This window comes from Lutispora sp. QWL-02, from assembly GCF_058315355.1.
Map to the genome: position 1 here is coordinate 2,243,504 of NZ_CM177762.1, position 18,988 is coordinate 2,262,491.

General features: G+C 39.3%; 23 protein-coding genes and 3 pseudogenes. 23 read left to right on the plus strand and 3 right to left on the minus strand.

Features of this window, described 5'->3' with window-relative positions:
• Positions 1-310 precede the first annotated feature (310 nt).
• The 23 genes and pseudogenes from AC4HCY_RS10395 to AC4HCY_RS10505 all read left to right on the plus strand — a co-directional run bounded on the left by AC4HCY_RS10395 (position 311) and on the right by AC4HCY_RS10505 (position 17,342).
• Entirely contained in the window at positions 311-1,048 is a 738-nt protein-coding gene (locus AC4HCY_RS10395) for a MerR family transcriptional regulator (RefSeq protein WP_323431700.1), read from the plus strand.
• Positions 1,035-1,166 carry a hypothetical protein gene (locus AC4HCY_RS10400; RefSeq protein WP_323431699.1) on the plus strand — a complete coding sequence of 44 codons (132 nt, stop codon included), beginning with the start codon at positions 1,035-1,037 and terminating at the stop codon, positions 1,164-1,166. Before AC4HCY_RS10395 ends, AC4HCY_RS10400 begins: the two co-directional genes overlap by 14 nt.
• 505 nt (positions 1,167-1,671) lie before the next feature.
• Positions 1,672-2,802 (plus strand): radical SAM protein, encoded by a 1,131-nt coding sequence (locus AC4HCY_RS10405; RefSeq protein WP_491096055.1) that lies wholly within the window; start codon positions 1,672-1,674, stop codon positions 2,800-2,802.
• A gap of 136 nt (positions 2,803-2,938) precedes the next feature.
• A pseudogene (locus AC4HCY_RS10410) lies at positions 2,939-3,106 on the plus strand (aspartate aminotransferase family protein); the annotation flags it as partial.
• Between the two features lie 37 nt (positions 3,107-3,143).
• Positions 3,144-4,271, plus strand: coding sequence for a class II aldolase/adducin family protein (locus AC4HCY_RS10415; protein ID WP_491096056.1), 1,128 nt, complete (start codon positions 3,144-3,146; stop codon positions 4,269-4,271).
• A 13-nt stretch (positions 4,272-4,284) separates the two neighbouring features.
• Positions 4,285-4,422 carry a hypothetical protein gene (locus tag AC4HCY_RS10420; RefSeq protein ID WP_491096057.1) on the plus strand — a complete coding sequence of 46 codons (138 nt, stop codon included), beginning with the start codon at positions 4,285-4,287 and terminating at the stop codon, positions 4,420-4,422.
• Positions 4,423-4,497: 75 nt separating this feature from the next.
• Positions 4,498-5,205 carry a VanR-ABDEGLN family response regulator transcription factor gene (vanR, locus tag AC4HCY_RS10425; protein WP_442916706.1) on the plus strand — a complete coding sequence of 236 codons (708 nt, stop codon included), beginning with the start codon at positions 4,498-4,500 and terminating at the stop codon, positions 5,203-5,205.
• Positions 5,183-6,328 carry a vancomycin resistance histidine kinase VanS gene (gene vanS / locus AC4HCY_RS10430; protein WP_442916705.1) on the plus strand — a complete coding sequence of 382 codons (1,146 nt, stop codon included), beginning with the start codon at positions 5,183-5,185 and terminating at the stop codon, positions 6,326-6,328. Before vanR ends, vanS begins: the two co-directional genes overlap by 23 nt.
• Positions 6,329-6,497: 169 nt before the next feature.
• The gene (locus AC4HCY_RS10435; protein WP_491096058.1) at positions 6,498-7,472 is read left to right on the plus strand and encodes a D-alanyl-D-alanine carboxypeptidase family protein; all 975 of its coding nucleotides are present in this window, start codon (positions 6,498-6,500) and stop codon (positions 7,470-7,472) included.
• A gap of 11 nt (positions 7,473-7,483) precedes the next feature.
• Entirely contained in the window at positions 7,484-7,627 is a 144-nt protein-coding gene (locus AC4HCY_RS10440; protein ID WP_323432336.1) for a hypothetical protein, read from the plus strand.
• 174 nt (positions 7,628-7,801) lie between these two features.
• A pseudogene (locus tag AC4HCY_RS10445) lies at positions 7,802-7,894 on the plus strand (aminoglycoside 6-adenylyltransferase); the annotation flags it as partial.
• Positions 7,895-7,907: 13 nt separating this feature from the next.
• Complete coding sequence (locus AC4HCY_RS10450) at positions 7,908-8,762, plus strand: AAA family ATPase (protein ID WP_323432335.1); 855 nt, start codon at positions 7,908-7,910, stop codon at positions 8,760-8,762.
• Between the two features lie 98 nt (positions 8,763-8,860).
• Entirely contained in the window at positions 8,861-9,598 is a 738-nt protein-coding gene (locus AC4HCY_RS10455) for a phage baseplate assembly protein V (RefSeq protein ID WP_323432334.1), read from the plus strand.
• A gap of 100 nt (positions 9,599-9,698) precedes the next feature.
• Positions 9,699-10,088 carry a DUF4280 domain-containing protein gene (locus AC4HCY_RS10460; protein WP_442916703.1) on the plus strand — a complete coding sequence of 130 codons (390 nt, stop codon included), beginning with the start codon at positions 9,699-9,701 and terminating at the stop codon, positions 10,086-10,088.
• Positions 10,089-10,308: 220 nt separating this feature from the next.
• A complete protein-coding gene (locus tag AC4HCY_RS10465) occupies positions 10,309-11,703 on the plus strand; it encodes a L,D-transpeptidase family protein (RefSeq protein WP_323432333.1) in 1,395 nt (464 codons plus the stop codon).
• Between the two features lie 113 nt (positions 11,704-11,816).
• Entirely contained in the window at positions 11,817-12,137 is a 321-nt protein-coding gene (locus AC4HCY_RS10470) for a DUF2651 family protein (protein WP_323432332.1), read from the plus strand.
• 306 nt (positions 12,138-12,443) lie between these two features.
• Positions 12,444-12,581: a hypothetical protein gene (locus AC4HCY_RS10475; RefSeq protein WP_491094223.1), complete on the plus strand. Its 138-nt coding sequence runs from the start codon at positions 12,444-12,446 to the stop codon at positions 12,579-12,581.
• Entirely contained in the window at positions 12,578-12,790 is a 213-nt protein-coding gene (locus tag AC4HCY_RS10480; protein WP_323432345.1) for a hypothetical protein, read from the plus strand. The genes AC4HCY_RS10475 and AC4HCY_RS10480 overlap by 4 nt, the downstream gene beginning before the upstream one ends.
• Before the next feature lie 119 nt (positions 12,791-12,909).
• Complete coding sequence (locus AC4HCY_RS10485) at positions 12,910-13,788, plus strand: YitT family protein (RefSeq protein WP_323432330.1); 879 nt, start codon at positions 12,910-12,912, stop codon at positions 13,786-13,788.
• Positions 13,789-13,857: 69 nt separating this feature from the next.
• Positions 13,858-14,313, plus strand: a complete 456-nt coding sequence (locus AC4HCY_RS10490) for a hypothetical protein (protein WP_323432329.1) — start codon at positions 13,858-13,860, stop codon at positions 14,311-14,313.
• Positions 14,310-15,530, plus strand: coding sequence for a serine/threonine protein kinase (locus AC4HCY_RS10495; RefSeq protein WP_491094224.1), 1,221 nt, complete (start codon positions 14,310-14,312; stop codon positions 15,528-15,530). Before AC4HCY_RS10490 ends, AC4HCY_RS10495 begins: the two co-directional genes overlap by 4 nt.
• 5 nt (positions 15,531-15,535) lie before the next feature.
• Complete coding sequence (locus AC4HCY_RS10500; protein WP_491094225.1) at positions 15,536-15,943, plus strand: hypothetical protein; 408 nt, start codon at positions 15,536-15,538, stop codon at positions 15,941-15,943.
• A gap of 121 nt (positions 15,944-16,064) precedes the next feature.
• A complete protein-coding gene (locus AC4HCY_RS10505) occupies positions 16,065-17,342 on the plus strand; it encodes a hypothetical protein (RefSeq protein ID WP_491094226.1) in 1,278 nt (425 codons plus the stop codon).
• 177 nt (positions 17,343-17,519) lie between these two features.
• On the opposite strand, the gene AC4HCY_RS10510 is transcribed toward AC4HCY_RS10505, so the two are convergent.
• The 3 genes and pseudogenes from AC4HCY_RS10510 to AC4HCY_RS10520 all read right to left on the minus strand — a co-directional run.
• Positions 17,520-17,786 (minus strand): zinc ribbon domain-containing protein, encoded by a 267-nt coding sequence (locus tag AC4HCY_RS10510; protein ID WP_491094227.1) that lies wholly within the window; start codon positions 17,784-17,786, stop codon positions 17,520-17,522.
• A gap of 71 nt (positions 17,787-17,857) precedes the next feature.
• Positions 17,858-18,742 (minus strand): helix-turn-helix transcriptional regulator, encoded by an 885-nt coding sequence (locus tag AC4HCY_RS10515; protein ID WP_323432326.1) that lies wholly within the window; start codon positions 18,740-18,742, stop codon positions 17,858-17,860.
• Positions 18,743-18,854: 112 nt separating this feature from the next.
• Positions 18,855-18,983: pseudogene (locus AC4HCY_RS10520) on the minus strand (M42 family metallopeptidase); the annotation flags it as partial.
• Positions 18,984-18,988: the final 5 nt, after the last annotated feature.

The window sequence follows — 18,988 nt, forward strand, 5'->3', positions numbered from 1 at the left end:
ATTAACTTCAACCCTCGATATGCGTTCATGGGAACGTATCGGGGGTATAATTTTTGTATAAAAAATGGAGTATCGCTGCAAAATTAGCCAAATTCACAATAGAAAATAAAGAAAAATATATATTCCCATATCCGGAAGGATCCAACGGTCAGTCCATGGGAATACGATGACTGCTGCTTAGAATAAACCCAAGCTTTACAGCTGTTACATTAAAAGACCGAACTGCGAGACAGTTAGAAATAAAATCTTCAAAAAATGCTTGACTCCAACCTAAGGTAAGAGTTTATACTTGATAACGAGGTGAAGTCAAGTGCCCTATACAGTACATGAAGTAGCTGAACTTTCCGGTGTGACAATTAAGACATTGTACCACTATCAGAAAATCGGATTATTAATGCCGGAAAGTATAGCCGAAAATGGTTATCGCTATTATGGCGATAAGGAACTAAAACGATTGCAGCAGATTTTATTTTATCGCGAGTTGGATTTATCTTTGGAAAATATTAAAAACACATTGGACAATGAACCGGACCGGCTGAATTGTCTTAGCGAACAGTATTCACTGTTAAAAGCAAGAGAGCAAAGGCTTGTCGGCATTTTGCGTACCCTGGAGGAAACGATCCAACATGAAGAGAAAGGAGTACCTATGAGTGAGGAAAAAATGTTTAACGGATTAAATAAAAAGGAATGGGAGGAAGCAATTGCTGGTCAGAATGAGCATTTGCGGGGAAAATACGGCTATGAGATTGATACAAGCGAAATCAATGCAGATGCAATGAACCAAAAAGCCCATGAAGCAGCTGAATTCATGTCGTTTATGGCAGCCTCGCTGAAGAACGGTGTCAGTGTAAATGACAAGAATGTATCAGATGCAATTGAAAAGCATATCAAGTTCATGCAGCAGGATATGAGCATCGATGCAAATGGTTTTGCAGCTCAAACGAGGTTTTTAATGACAGATGATTTCCATAGGCAAATGATCGAAGGACAACAGACAGGTTTAAGCTACTATATCTGCTTTGCAGCTGAAGCATATGCTGCTGGATAATGAAGTTCAAAAAACAAATGAAAGCGAAGGCATTGAAACCAAAAGCTCCGATGCCTTTGCTTTTTATATAGCTCAATACGATTTTGTATTTCTGCAGCAGGCCATCAGTGTAGTTTAGTCCTGCTTTTTCAATAATTTTATAAAGCTGTCCATTTCTGCAGCATCAAAATCCAAAATAGTATTATATAGATACATGCCACTGGGTCTTGTAATAGCGGGGGCAGCAGAGGAAATAAACGGAATAGCCTCGAGGTTTGTATTTTAAACTAAACTTGAAAAATAAGCCACTAAATGTCATAATGTTAAAGCAGAATATTTATTTAATGGACATTCATGGATGGCTTAATAAGATCATGTTCCATAAGTTGTGTCTGAATTATTCGGAACGTGGTAGCTAAAATATGAGGAATCATTTATATGAATCGTAAAACTTTCATAGCAATAGCTCGGTTCAGCGAGGGGTTTGCGATTGCCCATACCTTCCAAAATAGTTGTAAACGGTGTGAAAATGGCTTGGAATGGCAGCGGGTAATTCCGGGAGTTTTGCCAAAAGACAGGTATAAAGGTTTAGTGGTTATTTAGAATCACTTTACAGCAATCATTTAATTAGGGGATGATACGTTATGAAAATTTCAAAGAAAGATGCTTTGATATGGTTTGATTTTTTTTCACAATTGCCTGAGAAAGCGAAGATTAGTACAAAACATGAAGAAATCATTTGCTCTACCTTTGCACAAATTGAGGCAGCGATAGATCATAGAAATGATGCGTTAATGTTGGGAATTAGAGGTTTGAAAACTTTAGAGAATAGAACTTTTTTTGTAGGAAATGAAAATAAATTTCCAAAAGGATGCCGTTCTTGCCTGTTGGGCACTGGCTTGGGTGCAATTAGGAAAACGAACAAATGCAACCTAGAGTGCAAGTTCTGTTATAATTATGGAGAACTAGATGATATTTCTCCCGTTGGCGAAGGTATGTGGGAAATCGGAGGCACTAAATTTTATGAGAAGGATATTGATTTGCTTCTTTCTATCCAACAGAAGCCCACTGGCATTTCCTACGTTTATTTAGAGCCATTCATAGAAATTGAAAAATACTATTCGATTATAAAGAAATTTAGTGATGCTCAAATTTATCAACATCTATATACAAATGGCACTTTAGCTGCGGAAGAGACATTGAAAGCATTAGGTGAAGCCGGTCTTGATGAGATACGTTTCAACCTGGGTGCTACTAATTGTTCAGATAAAGTTATTGAAAATATTGGAATAGCCAAAAAATATATTGAAAATGTAGGTATTGAAACTCCCATGACTCTTGAGTTTTTCGAAGCATTTTTTAAGAAAAAGCAAGCGATTTTAGAGACAAAACTCGATTTTATCAATTGTGCAGAATTGCATTTAAATGAGAATAACATATACAATTATTACGGAGAAAACATGTATATTTCCAGGCAAGGCTATATATCCCCGATTTGGAGCAGGGAATTAACTCTGAAATTCATGAAAATAGCCGATGAAGAGAGCTGGGATTTAGCAGTTCATGATTGCTCAAACTATACGAAGTTTGCTCGAGGCTTAAATTTGAGCAGCAAAGAAGGTATGTGGTTCGGAGCCAGTGATTATGCCTGTGAGTTTTCCAGGATTCCATACGAAGTATTTATACCAATACTTAATGATGACAATTTCAAATTTTTAAGTGAAGAAGAACTGCCTGATGACTATAAGCCAGTATTGATGAAGCAAAACAAATAATACCCGATGGGGTACAGCATAATCTGGCGTTTAATTATCCGTTTCCTATCGTAATAACGAAAGCTGAAGGCGCAAAATTATATGATATTGACGGGAATTGGTATTATGACTTGCTGCAGGCGGAGTAGGAGGCCACAAAGATTGTATGGCGCATATGGGAGCCGCATATATGGCGGAAGGAATTGTAACATTGGCCGGCTCAAGATTATATACAAGTGCTGCATATGCTGAAGATATGATAGATGATGTATTAGTAAGGTTTCAACGTGTTTTGTCAAAATGCGAACCTGTTGATATTTCTTGATTTGTACATGCGCGTGAGCGCATAGATTGGAGTTAATATGGCATATTCAATAGAAGAGGCAAAAGAGCTTGTAATCCGAGCAGGAAAAATACTGGTGGAAAAGGGCCTTATAGCAAGGACATGGGGAAATATCAGCGCTAGGATTTCAGATGAACAATTTGTAGTAACTCCAAGCGGCTTGGCCTATGAGACACTCAACCCAGAGCAGATAGTGGCGGTTGATATCGCGGATTGCTCCTATGAGGGGAACATAAAACCCTCCAGTGAAAAGGGGATACATGCGGAAGCCTACCGGATGCGGCCGGAGGTTAATTTTATAATCCATACGCACCAGGTAATGGCTTCTGTCCTAAGCATTGAAGGAAAAGACATTGAAGTGCATGATGACGAATATAAAAGAATATTGGGAGACACAGTTCCCTGTGCAGCCTATGGAATGCCGTCAACCGGGAAGCTTCGTAAGAAGGTGGCGGAAGCGGTATGCAATTATCCCGGGAGTAAAGCTGTACTGATGAAGTATCACGGAACAATGTGTATGGGAAAAGACCTTGAGAACTCCTTTGAAATTGCGCTGGCTCTTGAAAATATGGCAGAAGAAAGGTACCGAAAGGCATGCGGAGAAAATAAAAAGCCGCCGGTCTCCATTCCGGATTACGGAAGGAGTAAACGGGAAGGGAATATATTTATTCTGGAATGCGGCGGGCATACTGCCGAATACAAGATAGACGGGCTGCCTGAAGGTGCCCCAAAAGCGGCGGTGCTTCATGCTGAAATTTATAAATGCGGCAATGCTATTCATATCATCCATTCCACAGAGGATGAGGTAGTGGAAGCCAGCAGCACCGGACGGATTTTAAAGCCATTGTTAGATGACCTTGCCCAGATTGCAGGCGTAAATATCAAGACGGTAAAAAACGGCTTTATAAATATAAAAGCTGTGGCAAAGGAATTAAAGAATAAAAACGCTGTTTTGCTGGAGAATGAAGGTGCCCTGTGTACGGGAATAACCGAAAGCGATGCGGAAGCGGTGGCTATGGTGCTGAGGAAGGGGTGCGCGGCAGATTTATATGCTGCCGCACTGCATAGGACAGACCGGCTAAGCACAGCGGATGCTTGCATTCAACGAATTATATATGTAAAGAAATATTCGAAGATGAAAAAATAATGAGGTAAAATATATGCTGAAAAAGCTGACAGAAGAAAAACTGGCGGAAATTCTTGAAACAGGAATAGCGGAATTTGCGGAAAAAGGGCCGGAAGGGTTAAATTATGTTAAGCGTCATTATTGCGATATTAAGAAAATCTTAAGATTTTAATAAGTAAAAAGCTATAAAATGGATTTTTGCTTCGTGATATAATAATCATGGGGATATATACTTAAAAGAAAGAAGATGACGCTTTTGGCTGGAAATATTTTAATAGTTGATGATGAGCAAGCAATTGCCGATTTGGTTGAAGTCTATTTGAAAAATGAGAATTATAAGGTCTTTAAATTTTATAACGGGAAGGATGCTCTTAACTGCATTGAAAATGAAAGATTGGATTTGGCTATTTTGGATGTCATGCTACCTGATGTAGACGGTTTTTCAATCTGTCAGCAAATCCGGGAAAAGCATAATTTTCCGGTTATCATGCTGACAGCCAAAGAAGAAGAAATCGATAAAATTACCGGGCTGACATTAGGTGCGGACGATTATATCACTAAACCGTTCCGCCCTTTGGAACTTATTGCCCGTGTAAAGGCGCAGCTCCGAAGATTTACCAAATATAATTCTGGGGAGCCAAACCGAGAAGAACACTTGATTGCCTTTTCCGGTTTGGTATTGGACATGGATACCCATGAATGTACGCTGAATGAAAAAAAGCTATCTCTTACTCCTACAGAGTTCTCAATTCTCTGGGTCCTTTGTTCCAATCGCGGACGTGTGGTCAGTTCGGAAGAATTGTTCCATGAGGTATGGGGAGACAAGTATTTCACCAATAGCAATAATACGGTAATGGTCCATATCCGACATTTGAGAGAAAAAATGCACGACAGCGCAGAACATCCTAAATATATCAAAACGGTATGGGGGGTTGGCTATAAAATTGAAAAGTAGGAGAGATAAAAGAAGGAATGATTATACAAAATTAAAAAGAAAAGTATTCTTTCGAATGTTTCTTATTATTTTTGCCACGGCTGCAACTGTTATCCTCCTGCGTTTTGTAATTCAAAAAAACTTTAGTGTTGGGGATAGTATTGTACAATTTTTAAAGGATACGTTACATTTGCGCGAAAACGTTGCTTTATCAATTTACCGGTTAATATTTTACAACAATATAGAAGTTATTACATTAATTGTAATTCTTGTATTTTTGGTTATTATATTTAAATTTTCAACTTCCTGGTTTACTAAATACTTCGATGAGGTCAGTGCCGGAATGGATAAACTTGCCGAGGAATCCGTTGATGAAATTACATTATCGCCGGAATTGGATTTTATGGAAAATAAGCTAAATCAGATAAAAAACAACTTGGAAAAACAAAAGAAAGCCGCGCTTGAGGCCGAGCAACGCAAAAATGATTTAGTCGTTTATTTGGCTCATGATATAAAGACACCTCTGACCTCCGTTATAGGATACTTAAGTCTTCTCGATGAAGCCTCTGATATGCCTCCTGAACAGAAGGCAAAATATGTCGGTATTACCTTGGAAAAAGCTTATCGCTTAGAGCAGCTTATCAATGAGTTTTTTGAAATCACAAGATTTAATCTTCAAACTATTGTTTTGAATAAAGAAAAAATAAATTTACTTTTCATGCTCCAGCAGCTGGCAGATGAATTCTATCCAATGCTGACTCCACAAGGGAAGCAGGTGTCAGTCAATGTGCCTGACGGCCTCACTCTGTGCGGGGATGCGGACAAACTGGCCCGTGTGTTCAATAACATTCTGAAAAACGCAATAGCCTATAGCTATGAAAACAGCGTCATTGACATTTCTGCTGAACAGCAGGACAAAACTATGGTTATAACTTTTACGAATCAGGGAAATCCAATCCCGCAGAAAAAGCTTGAAACTATTTTTGAAAAATTTTACCGCTTAGATTCTGCACGTTCCACAAATACCGGTGGAGCAGGGCTGGGTTTGGCAATCGCACGAGAAATTATCACGGCTCACGGTGGAACAATATCTGTGGAAAGCAACCCAGAAAACACTACATTTACAGTAAATCTTCCATTATAAAAAAGGCTTATATCGAAGTTTATTAGATCAATGAAGCTTTTTTCAAGAAAAAGTTGAAATCTCCTATTCGGTATAAGAAAATCTTAAGAAGTTCATAAGATGGAATTCCAACATAGCTCCTTGTTCTGTGATTGAATAATATCATCACAGAATAAGGAGCTGTTTTATTATGGTGCGAAAAGTAAAAAAGAAAAAGCTAGGAGTATGCATATTTGTAGCACTTTTGTTGATAGTTGTCATTGCTGCTTTTGTTTATAAATCTATCATTACTCCAGAAAACCATCAAATATTTGAGAAAAAATATGCCGATAAAATAACACTGGTTCCTCCGTCAAAGATAGAACCCCATCCCTCTTTTTCTATATCTTCCGACAGACTGAACAGTCCTAATGCAATTTTGATCCGTTTGAAAGATCATGCCATCCTAATGCAGAAAAATAGCGAAAAAAAAATCTATCCTGCTTCTTTGAGTAAAATGATGACAGCCATTGTTGCGATAGAAAATTTACCTGATCTGAAGGAAGAAATCAAACTTACCAATTCTATGTTCCAGGGGCTGTACGAAGCAGATGCATCAATGGCAGGTTTTCAGCCGGGTGAGAAGGTGAGGGGCATTGACCTTATATACGGGGTGCTGCTTCCAAGCGGTGCAGAGTCTTGCATTGCGCTGGCGGATAAGATCGCAGGCTCAGAACAAGACTTTGTAAAGATGATGAATAAAAAGGCGGCCGATCTCGGCATGGATAATACCCATTTTGAAAATGCGATCGGACTTCACGATGAAAACCATTACACAACAGTCAAAGATATGGCTATTCTTCTAAGTTATGCTTTGCAAAATGATACTTTCCGGGAGGTTTTTACGTCGTCACGTCATTCCACACGGCCTACGAATAGGCATCCTTATGGGATAACCTTTTACAGTACCATGTTTAAAGGACTCAGTGATCAAAACATTGTTGGCGGAGAAATTTTAGGAGGAAAAACCGGATATACTGATGAGGCTGGCCTGTGTCTCGCAAGTCTCGCCAAAGTGGGTAATCAAGAATATGTTTTGGTTACAGCCGGTGCAGAAGGAGATAACCATTCGGAACAGTTTAATATTACCGATGCAATAGCTGTATACAACAGCATAAGAAAATAGGGAGGCAAATAATGGCCATTTTACAGTTCAAAGATTTGACAAAGACGTATGGCAAAGACAATATAACCGTTACGGCTATATTAAATAAAACTCAATTTACAGATATAACCTTTTCTTTTATAATAAGAAAAAGGGTGGTAATGGAATATGATTAATAAAGATGATGCAGATGAAAAGAAAGGAATATTATGTGCAAATTATTATTAGTTGAAGCATCAAAGAGATATGAGAAGCAGAATCAGTCCGGCGGTGAGGAACCCCGATTTCTTCCTTTAGTATTATGCTATCTTAGCAGCTTTTACACCTTTGTATGGTCTGGTTACAAATGTATCTGTGCCGTATATATGAATGGCTCCCGGACGAATTTTAATGTGTCTAAAGATATATTTCAGGATTATGATATTATATATGCAGTGCCGGAAAAGGAAGATGATAATGATTTATTTAAATACTTTTACATTTCCAAATGGAGATATGGAATTCAACTTTTTTATTGGTATAAAAAGAACATGCTATGACTCGTTTTATCCGTTTAGGATATTATCAAGGCATGGTTTTGAAAGAATTGATTTTGAGTCGGTTACTATCTTATATGGCGGAAACGGCTCGGGAAAATCGACGGCTTTAAATGTGATAGCAGAAAAAACAGGAATACATCGTGATTCTATATATAACAAATCTAATTTTTATCCCGACTATGTCAATATGTGTGATATGGAGATTGAAGCCGGCATCCCTGAAAGCAGCAGGATTATCACCAGTGATGATGTATTTGATTATATGCTGAACATCCGCAATCTCAATGAGGGAATTAACCAAAAACGGGAAAAACTTTTTGATGAATATTTGGATGCGAAATATTCTAATTTTATGATGAAATCTATAGCGGATTACGAGCAGCTTAAAAAAGTAAATTCAGCCAGAAGTAAAACCCAGTCCCGCTTTGTGAGACATGAATTGATGGATAATGTACGAGAATATTCGAATGGAGAAAGTGCTTTCCTATATTTTACCGAAAAAATCGCCGAAAAAGGACTTTATATATTGGATGAGCCGGAAAACAGTCTTTCTCCAAAACGCCAGATGGAATTGATGAAATTTATTGAGGATTCTGCAAGGTTCTTGGGCTGTCAGTTTATTATATCGACACATTCGCCATTTTTGCTTGCCATGCACGGAGCAAAGATATATGATCTGGATGAAAATCCTGTCGATGTGAAACGGTGGACAGAATTGGAAAATGTGCGCACATATTATGAATTCTTCAAAAAATATGAGAACGAGTTTTGATGTTGCAATAGTTCATTAACGGGCCAACACTTTTTTCCAAATTTCGATCCACTCTTAGTAAAAAAATGATAAAATTAGGACAAGGGAGTGGAAGAAAAATGGAAAAAGAAAAAGTTAGGAATGTCCATGGGATAACAACAGGGGTTGTGACAGAAAACTGGGATGCGGACGGAAAACATCCGGGCATGGTCAAGGTACAGGTTTTCCTGGAGGAAGAAAATAAGACCATGACCGATTGGATGCAGGTGGCCCAGCCCTACGCAGGCAATGGCCATGGTACTTATTGGCTGCCGGAAGCAGGTGACGAAGTGCTTCTGGCCTTTAATGCGGGTGAGGCAAGCCGGTATTATGTCATCGGCTCACTCTGGAGAAAGGAAGATAAAATTCCTCTCCAGACAGCCAATAAAACAAATGCGGTGAAAAGGATCAAGACCAAGGGCGGGCATGAAATCATTTTTGAGGAAGAAAAAGATAAGGAGCGTCTGGAGATACATACCCCGAAAAATTTGAAAATCACTCTGGAAGATGAGAAGCAAATGATCGTGATCCAGGATAAAGATGGGAAGAATATGCTGCAGATCGACGGAAAAAACGGAAAAATTGTGGTAGCAGCAGAAAGAAGCATATCCTTCAACGCAGGCAGAGATAGAGCTTCTCTGGAACTGGACGGCAGTGGTGGGAAAGCCGCATTAAAAGCAGATATCATCTCACTGAAAGCCCGACAAAGGTTGCAGATAAATGGAGAGAGCGAGACCGAACTGACAGCTAATGCCTCTTTAAGAATTCAATCTTGCGGCATCTTGGATCTGAAAGGCTCAATGATCAAAATCAATTGAGAACGAATTTTTATCAATCCAGGCGCAGAAAGCCAGCAGGCATTGGATAAAACAAATTAGCTTGATCTGCTGAAAACGCAGAAAAAAGGGGGAAAATACGTTGGGAATGTGTGTGTGCAATGGTGCCATACTGTCGTGCTCTTTCGGTTCGGCGCCATCTTCTCTTATGGTGATGCCCCAAAGCAGGGTGATCACTTCCGGAGGGCCTGTTGCCAATATCATGGACAATAAGCCGATGGTTAATGTTCTGCCTTTCGGCATGTGCCAGTCCCTGGCAAATCCGGCGGTAGCAGCTGCTACGGCGGCAGCATTAGGCGTATTGACGCCGATGCCTTGCATCCCTGTCGCAGTTGCACCGTGGACGCCCGGTTCGCCCACGGTGCTCATTGATGGTATGCCAGCCCTGAATAATACCTCTAAATTGATGTGTGTGTGGGGTGGTGTGATTCAGATCATTGATGCGGGGCAAGTGACGATTCAGGTTCCGTAAAGAAACTGAAAGAATTTGTTATTTTCAAAATTGCACAGAAGACGAGAGAACAACAATAATAAGGAAAGAGAGAAATGTTTGGCTCATGTATGCTATTGCCCTTTTACAGGGCATGGTATTCTTATGGCAAACTAAATATAGGGAAAATGAATATAACATTAACACAAACATATAATTATCTTGATATAACTTTCTGATTCAATAGTAGGTATAAGTCGGTATGAAGAATAATAATATAAAAAAGCTTTTTATGAATAGATTTACAGGGAATATCCTCATTCCAATACTTTCCATTATACTGATCTATTTAATTATTTCATTATACTTTATCAATCATTTCTTTTTCAACACAGTTATAAACGGGATAGACCTCTCACTTAAAGCGCATAATGAGACGGGCCATGTGGTAAGAAATTATATTAAAGGCTATAAGCTGCAGTTGATAGAAAGAAATGGCGGAACACAAGAGATAACAGGGCAGGCTATACAGATGCAATACAATAAAGGAAACAGCATCCCTGAGATATTGCGCAAGAAAAATCCGCTTACATGGATAAGTTCATTGTTTAAAGAACAAAAATATTATGTAAATGATCTGTTTGTTTATGATGTGAATGATTTGGATAATGAAATAAATAATCTAAATTGCTTGAAAAAGGATATAATTGAGCCCCAAAATGTGGATTTTAAGTACTCAAGTGGTTCCTATGAATTGATTGAAGAAGTTCAGGGAAATAAAATATTGAAGGATAAACTGTATGAAGCTATAAAGCTAAGCATATTAAAGGGCGATTTGAAACTGGATATAGATGAAAAGCGTTGCTACAATAATCCTAAGTATACCTTAAACTCTGATAAGACACCTGAAACATTAAGGCTGTTAAACAAGTATGTATCCGCAAATATAAATTATAAATTTGGCAGTGAGAGTGAGATAGTGGATGGAGATAAAATAAATAAATGGCTTATTATAGATGAAAATTTGGATGTGCTAATAGACAAAACAGGAGTGATGGGATATATAAAGGAATTGAGCAGAAAATATGATACGGTTGGGATGAAAAGGAGTTTTAAAACATCCACAGGTAAAGTAATAGAGGTGGAAGGCGGACTTTATGGGTGGAAGATTGATCTCGCTGCTGAAACAAAAGCATTATTGAAAAATATAGACCTCGGTGAGACTCTTGAAAAAGAGCCTATATATGCTCAAAAGGCATTATTCAGGGGCGCAGATGAAATAGGAGATACTTATGTGGAGGTCAATATAACGAGACAGTATTTATGGTTTTATAAAAATGGAAAGCTGATCACCCAGGGCCCTGTAGTAACAGGAAATCCTAATAGGGGGCATTCCACTGTGACGGGGACTTATATGCTTAACTATAAGCAAAAGGATGCGACCTTAAGGGGAACAAATTATGCATCTGAAGTAACCTATTGGATGCCTTTCTTCGGGAATATGGGAATACATGATGCCAGCTGGAGACATTCTTTTGGAGGAGAAATATATAAAAGAAATGGGACTCATGGATGCATAAATGCTCCGTTATATTTGGCAAAAACAATTTTCGATAACATAGAAGAAGGAATACCTATTATTAGTTATAAAGAATAAAGCACAGGTGGTCAGCCTGTGTTTTTAATTATATAGAACATTTAACGAAATTTTTCGTCTGATAAATGGAGACAAAGATACCTTCAATATTTTATTTGCAAAGGAGAATAACAATGAAAAAGTTGAAAGATATGCTGCCGTTTTTATTGGTTACTTTATTTAGTTTTTATCTCCTGCCATTATTCATTAAAGATACAGGATCAGCCATTCTAATCCTTTTAATAATTATCCCTGTGATAGGTTTTGTTTGCTCTATGATATATGGTTTAAAAAAGCCATTCAGTTTGTTTTATTCTGTAATTGTAGCAATCTTATTTATTCCGTCTATATTCATTTTCTATAATTCAAGCGCTTGGATTTACACTGTAGTATATGGAGCAATTGCTTTGATTGGAAGCGGCATAGGAGCATATATTTCTAAGAATAGAAAATGAGCATAATCGGCCCGCTGCTTATATTATAGATATTGACTTTTTGAGCTGGTGAAAATCTTCGTGAAGAAAGTATGGAAGTAGTCTTTGAGCTGTGAACCGAAAGGATATAATCTTAGTAGGCTTCAACGGAAATTTCCGCCGTTAAAAGGAAAGCAGTATCGGATAATTTATTTATCCCGTATTGTCAGAGTGCAGATAGTCATATCTGAATTTAGGTGGTACCGCGGACGCATACGTTCCGCCCTAAACAAATATAAAAAGCTTCGGGCGGATTTTTGTTTTGTGTTCGTAAAATTTAAGGAGGTATTGCCATGCAGAAAAACTATGACTTTAAACAAGCAGAAAAAGAGATGCAAAACTTTTGATACGCCGCCGCCTACCGTCAGCGTTACTTTGGTGTTCCTTTCCCTGTATGGTATTGCAAAAACTGTGGTGAGGTTATAGTTGCAAGTGAAAAGATGCTGCCTGTAAACCCTCTTGAAGCAAAGCCTGATAAGCCTTGTTATTGCGGAGGTGACGAGTTTGTGCCTGAGAGCTCTGTTTTTGACACATGGGCTACTTCGTCAGTCACCCCTCAAATAAATGCAAAATGGGACGAGAAGGATGATATTTCGAGGTATAACGTTGTGCATAGGCTCCGGGAATTGGAATAATAATTTCACCTATTTTAAGTTGTTGTGTGACGGCTAATAATGTATAATGGGTTATGTAAAAAAACAATCATAAGAGCAGAAAATTTACGGTTTCACAGTAAATTTGATATAGGTGACATATGGATAAAATAAATATAAAAAATTTATTAAATAATATTGTTTACTTAACCCTTGGCTGTTTTATTACCGCCTTTGCCGTGAATTATATTCTCAAGCCAAACGGTCTTATTACAAGCGGAATAACAGGATTGGCAATTATTTTAGAAAAATATATGAATATTAATTATTCTTATATTTATTATTTTATGACATTTATTATACTTATCGTTACATTTTTACTTATGGGGAAGAAAGAAATTTTGAAAATTGTTTTTCTTTCTGTTTTATACCCGACGGTTTTATTGGTCATGCAGGATATTAAATTTAAATTTATAGAAAACGACCTTCTTCTTGCTTCAATTTATTTCTCGATTTTTTACGGAATTGGAGTAGGAATGATACTCCGCAAAGGATTTTCCTTCGGAGGAACAGATACCATCGCAAGAATTTTAAATAAAAAAGTTTTCCCGGCAATAAATATAAGCTATATTATGATGGTTTTAGATGGAATTGTGATACTCATATCAGCTTTTGCCTTTGGAAGAAATATAGCATTGTATTCTGTTATCAGTCAATTGGTAGTTACAAAGGTTTGTGATTATATAATGTTTGGATTCGGTACCAAGTTGTACAAGCTGGAAATAATCAGCAGCAAGTATGAAGAGATCAGTAGATTCATCATGTTCCAATTAGGAAGAGGAGTAACGGTTTCTAAAATAAAAGGCGGCTATACAAATGATGAAAAAATTCAAATAGAATCCGTTTGCTCACCAAATCAATCCATCATGATACAGAAGTTTATTAAGGGAATTGATCAGTCTGCATTTGTAAAGGTATTGCCGATCCTGTCAGTTTGGGGGAGAGGCAGCCGTTTTATTGACATTAATTCGGAAGACTAAGTCAGAAACGGGTATCCAAATATGCCATGAAGCCAACAGAGGTTCGTATCAAAGAAAGAAGTGAGTAACATGGATGAAGAAGCAAATAAAATCGGAACAAGCACATTATTCAAACGCCTGTTCAAAACATCAAATTTAGAGCAATTCATGAAAAAGAACACAGGTCAAATGCAGTTACAGTCTTTCAGTGAATACATAACTAAACTGTGCAAAAATCAAGGTCAAGTGCCGGAGCGTATTATCAAACGGGCGAATATTGAACGCTCCTTTGGGCATCAGCTTTTCAAAGGGACAAGAAAGCCGTCAAGGGATACAGTTCTCCAATTGGCCTTTGGGTTTGATGCCGATGTAGACACGGCTCAGGAGCTTTTAAAACATGCCGGAATGAGCGCTCTATATCCGCGCATTAAACGGGATGCGGCGGTCATCTACTGCTTGCATAATCACTTTACCATTGTAGAAACACAAAGTGTTCTCAACGAATTGGAATTACCTTTGATTGGAGGAAGCAGCAGAGTAAAATGAATGATATAAGTGCAGCTGTCACCGATATTTTAAATACCTTTGATGAACCGGAATATCCTGCAGGATTTCTGGAGAAATACGTTCAGATGGAGTGCCTGGCATGCAGCCACGGTACGGAGACATTTTTGGTTAAGCAAAAAAACGGTGAACGGTTTTATGTTGCAAAATTCTATGACAAAAATCTCTATTCTTTTGTGCATGAAAGCAATATATTGAAATCTCTCCATCACATCAGCCTTCCTGCCTTTGTAGATGAATTCCAAAATGACAAGGCAGTATGCATTGTACGCGAATATATGGAAGGTGAGACTCTCGATCGATTTGCAACGGAAAACAATCTGACAAAGAAGGACATTATAGGAATTTGCGTACAGCTTTGCGATATCCTCGCCTATATCCACGGACGGGAAAATCCTGTCATCCACAGGGACATCAAGCCTCAGAATATTATCGTTAAGGATGATGGACAGGTTATTCTCATTGATTTTGATATTGCCAGAATCTATAGAAGCGGAGCGGATACTGATACCCAGTTCTTCGGCACCAGGGAGTATGCTCCTCCGGAGCAATACGGCTTTTCGCAAACTGATTGCCGCACCGATATTTATTCCATAGGAGTGGTGTTGGGCTGGCTGCTCACCGGAGAGACCAACGCTGAAGAGGTCATCCGTAAACTGGGTCATGACCGGCTTGCAAGTATATATAAAAAATGCACGACTTTTTCACCGGAGAACAGATTTTCTTCGGCAGCAAAACTAAAATCTGCTTTACTCCACGTGGATGGCAGGAGCAAAAAGGCTGCCCTGAGATGGATGGCAACGATACTGTCCTGCATGGCATTTCTTTGTGCAGGCTTTTCCATCGGGCGCTATACTGATTTCTTGTCTTCCGCCTTAGAGCCTTCTGTGAGTGTTGCTTTTGAAGAGCCTGTGATTGAAAAGGCTGTTCGGCTTCAACTGGACAAAGGGGAAGATGAAATCATCACTGAGGGCGATCTGCTTTCGGTCACAGGGTTGTATATTTTCGGAGATGCTTTGATTGCAAAAACCGGAGAGGAGCTGCACAGCGCAGCTGATCGTCTTATCAAAAGCAACAAAATGAAGGAAGGTCCTATCCGATCTCTTGCTGACCTTGCAAAAATGTCCAATCTAAAACAAATTTCCATTTCCATGCAGGGGATTACGGATATTTCTCCATTACTGTTTTGGCGAATCTAGAGGTTTTGGATATAAAGAATAATCCCATTACAGATATTTCGCCCTTGGGTGAACTAAAGTTTTTGAAGCGTGCTTGCTTGTTTGATACTCGTATTACTGATTTGTCACCGTTAGAAAACTGCTCCATGCTCTATGAGATTGACGCAGGTAAGCTGCCGATTCGATCTCCGGCAGCGCTTGATGGATTCAGCGGACTGCAAAGGCTCAATCTTTATGAGACAACGTTAGACACCCTTGCCGGGATTGAAAAACTGACGCAACTTAGATTTATTGAGGTTGAAAACGTCATCGATGGCGACCTTACGCCGCTGCTTTCGCTGGCATATCTCGAAAATGTCATATTGGGCGAGGATATGCGGCATGCGGCTGAAGCAATTGAAGGCAAGGCGAAATTCACAATATCATACAGATGAAGTCCACTCGAAAAATGTACAAAAGGTGGGCTGACAGCTCACCTTTTGTACTTTCCCATTTTGTAAAATGAGGGTGATGTATTGAAAATCTATCAATCATTCAAGAAAAGGAGGACGAAATATGAAGAAAAAAACCAAAGGTATCATTGCCATTATTCTGATGCTGGCCTTAAGCCTTGCAACGCTCATGCCGGCATATGGGGCAAATTCTGATGGGGCAAATGTGAAAGCCGCAGCTCTTAAACAGCTTGGGCTATTTAAAGGTGTATCTGAAACCGACTTTGATCTTGACAGGGCGCCTAGCCGCACGGAAGCGCTGATCATGCTGATCCGTATGCTTGGGAAGGAATCGGAAGCCTTAAGCGGCAGTTGGCGGCACCCTTTTACGGATGTGGATTCATGGGCCGATAAATATATCGGCTATGGCTACGAAAAGGGGCTAACCAAGGGCGTTTCGGCTACAAAGTTTGGCACCGGCAATGCAGATTCGGATATGTATCTGACCTTCATGCTCCGCGCGCTGAATTACAGCGATGCTTCAGGGGATTTTGCCTGGAATGCACCGGATACCCTGGCTATGGCGGTCGGCATCCTTCCTGACGGAGTGGATACGGTGAATTTCTTGCGTGGGGATGCCGTGCTCGTGTCATGGGCCGCATTGGAAGCGGATTTGAAGGGCGGCGTCCAGACTCTCGCCCAGAAATTATTGTCGGAAGGCGTGTTCACAGGCGATGGTCATGTAAGTGCAATCAAGCTGGTAAACGAACAAAAGCCCGAACCCGTTTCCGTTCCTTCTTATGAGGCGCTTAAGACGGCTCTGGCGGATAAAAATGTGAAGTCCATATCTATTGACTCCCTGGGGAAACCCCTGGTTGTTACGGGTGAACTCGCCATACCAAAGGGAGTCACCGTAACGGTAAACCGCGGGAACGATTTCTATATCGAGGGTACCTTGATAAACAACGGAACGATCAAGGTCCTGGGTGCCGATTCCTACACTGCGGATTTTATCAATTACTCCGTGATGGCTCTTCAAAAGGGTGGAAAGGTGATCAACAACGGCAGGCTGAGTTTGTGCGCATCTGTCATCGGGGATGAGGAAGACCGCGGGCCGGTAGGCGGTCAGCTCCGTGTTTTTGACGGTTCCTTTGAGAACAAAGGGTCCCTTTACCTTGAAGCCGGACTTGTCAACACGCACGGCGGTATGGCCGCTGTAATAGACGGTACATTTACAAATGATGCTGTAGTCATCGTGGACGGATTCTTTCTTCGCATTGAAAACGGAGCTTTTATCAATAATACAGGTGCGGTTGTGATCAACAATAGTAACATTTTTACGGAAGAGAGCGGAACATTTACAAATAACGGCACTCTTTCGGAAGCCGGAAGCAATAATTGATTTGACCGCAGCGATTAAATAAAACAGATTCCGTCACTTATATAAGCAAATGTATAAATGAAAAATTAACCAGCATTCAAATATATTTATGCTGGAATTGGATAAGGATAAAGAAAAAATATGGACGGTTCTTTGAAACTGAGAAATAATAGCAGTTTTAAAGAACCGTCTTGGTAATTAAATCTTTTTCCAGCGCTTTAAATTAGGGAAATACTCAAGCATGGCAGCTCTTGCTGCATTTTCATCGGGATATACCCCGGCTTCAAGTGTGAAGGGAATACAATTTTCAATCATTTCTTCCATGTTTTCTTCTTTGGTAAAATTTCCGCTCTGATAGCAGTAGCAGCAGTAATCCTTATTCTTTGTTCCGTCGGCGTTTGTGCCGAAATGACTTTCTTCAGTCATAGGCATTGCGCAGCTTTGACAGAAATTTTGCATGTTCATTAGCACCTCTCCTCGTATTTTATCTTGATATTTGCAGTATACACCCGATAATTTGACAACAGCATGTCATATTATCTATAAAAGTCCAAAGTTTTTTCAAGCTGTTCTTTTATAATTTTTTTGATGCGGGCTGGCTCAATGACCTCTGCATACATTCCGAAAGATAATATATAGCCATATACCCACTCATCTTCGGGGTAGGATACGCAAATCGTAAAGCTCCCGTCCTCATTCAACGATATCTGTGCATCATCAAATTCGTCATATACTCGGTATGCTTGTGAGGAGTGGATTTTCATCATAATATCTACGATATTTTTGTCAGGTCCTATATCAAATGCAACCGAAGCTTCATTTTCCAATTGCCTGTTAAAATGCTCATCCAGGATTTGAATATTTTTAATGCGGCTAAGTTTGAAAAGGCGCATGGATCGTTTGGCTCTGCAAAATGCCTTCAAATACCAGGCTTTTCCTTTAAACAATAGCTGCAAAGGCTCAACAGTGCGGAGGGCTTTTTCTCTATAGGTATTATAGTACTCAAAAGAAATCACTTTTTTGTTTATTACAGCATTTTTAATCGAGGCCAGCATCTCCTGCTTTAAATTTCCCCAACCTGAAAAATCAATCTCAATCCAGTCATTTGATTTGCTGTCGAAAATATTGCTCAGCTTTGAAAGGACACGGTCGGCTTCAGGGTAATTTACTGCGCTTAAGCTTTGCAAAGCAGCAATTATTTCATTTTGTTCGCCTTTTGAAAAAACGGATTTATTCAAAACAAAGTTATCAAGAATGCTTATACCTCCGTTTTTGCCTTTGCTTGTATAAACAGGTATTCCGGCCTGGCATAAAGCGTCTATGTCGCGATAAATCGTTCTCTGGGATACCTCAAACCGTTCTGCAAGTTTGCTTGCCGTAATGGTTTTTCTATTCAGCAATATATAAACTATCTGCAGCATCCGATCAATCTGCATAAAAATCAAGCCTTTCTAAAATATTTCTCTTTTATTGTATAATTGTATTCCTTATTATTCAAGCTAAAGCCTGTCCTTTCAAAACGGGCAAAAAAGCTTATCTTCTCATTATGCGGTTGATAGATTCTTCGCTTAAGTTTTTGATCACTTCCACTGCCAGATCTACTGTAGCGTCAATATCTTCCTCGGCGCAGAAATTATAATGAGTATGAACATATCTGGATGGAGAAA

What these genes read in the sequence shown, in the direction of transcription:
- AC4HCY_RS10405 (WP_491096055.1), top strand. Translation starts at nt 1,672, where the DNA reads ATGAAAATTTCAAAGAAAGATGCTTTGATATGGTTTGATTTTTTTTCA.
- AC4HCY_RS10495 (WP_491094224.1), top strand. Translation starts at nt 14,310, where the DNA reads ATGAATGATATAAGTGCAGCTGTCACCGATATTTTAAATACCTTTGAT.
- AC4HCY_RS10440 (WP_323432336.1), top strand. Translation starts at nt 7,484, where the DNA reads ATGGCCATTTTACAGTTCAAAGATTTGACAAAGACGTATGGCAAAGAC.
- AC4HCY_RS10465 (WP_323432333.1), top strand. Translation starts at nt 10,309, where the DNA reads ATGAAGAATAATAATATAAAAAAGCTTTTTATGAATAGATTTACAGGG.
- AC4HCY_RS10515 (WP_323432326.1), bottom strand. Translation starts at nt 18,742, where the DNA reads ATGCTGCAGATAGTTTATATATTGCTGAATAGAAAAACCATTACGGCA.
- AC4HCY_RS10415 (WP_491096056.1), top strand. Translation starts at nt 3,144, where the DNA reads ATGGCATATTCAATAGAAGAGGCAAAAGAGCTTGTAATCCGAGCAGGA.
- AC4HCY_RS10470 (WP_323432332.1), top strand. Translation starts at nt 11,817, where the DNA reads ATGAAAAAGTTGAAAGATATGCTGCCGTTTTTATTGGTTACTTTATTT.
- AC4HCY_RS10435 (WP_491096058.1), top strand. Translation starts at nt 6,498, where the DNA reads ATGGTGCGAAAAGTAAAAAAGAAAAAGCTAGGAGTATGCATATTTGTA.
- AC4HCY_RS10400 (WP_323431699.1), top strand. Translation starts at nt 1,035, where the DNA reads ATGCTGCTGGATAATGAAGTTCAAAAAACAAATGAAAGCGAAGGCATT.
- AC4HCY_RS10505 (WP_491094226.1), top strand. Translation starts at nt 16,065, where the DNA reads ATGAAGAAAAAAACCAAAGGTATCATTGCCATTATTCTGATGCTGGCC.
- AC4HCY_RS10455 (WP_323432334.1), top strand. Translation starts at nt 8,861, where the DNA reads ATGGAAAAAGAAAAAGTTAGGAATGTCCATGGGATAACAACAGGGGTT.
- AC4HCY_RS10450 (WP_323432335.1), top strand. Translation starts at nt 7,908, where the DNA reads ATGATTTATTTAAATACTTTTACATTTCCAAATGGAGATATGGAATTC.
- AC4HCY_RS10510 (WP_491094227.1), bottom strand. Translation starts at nt 17,786, where the DNA reads ATGAACATGCAAAATTTCTGTCAAAGCTGCGCAATGCCTATGACTGAA.
- vanR (WP_442916706.1), top strand. Translation starts at nt 4,498, where the DNA reads ATGACGCTTTTGGCTGGAAATATTTTAATAGTTGATGATGAGCAAGCA.
- AC4HCY_RS10490 (WP_323432329.1), top strand. Translation starts at nt 13,858, where the DNA reads ATGGATGAAGAAGCAAATAAAATCGGAACAAGCACATTATTCAAACGC.
- AC4HCY_RS10420 (WP_491096057.1), top strand. Translation starts at nt 4,285, where the DNA reads ATGCTGAAAAAGCTGACAGAAGAAAAACTGGCGGAAATTCTTGAAACA.
- AC4HCY_RS10485 (WP_323432330.1), top strand. Translation starts at nt 12,910, where the DNA reads ATGGATAAAATAAATATAAAAAATTTATTAAATAATATTGTTTACTTA.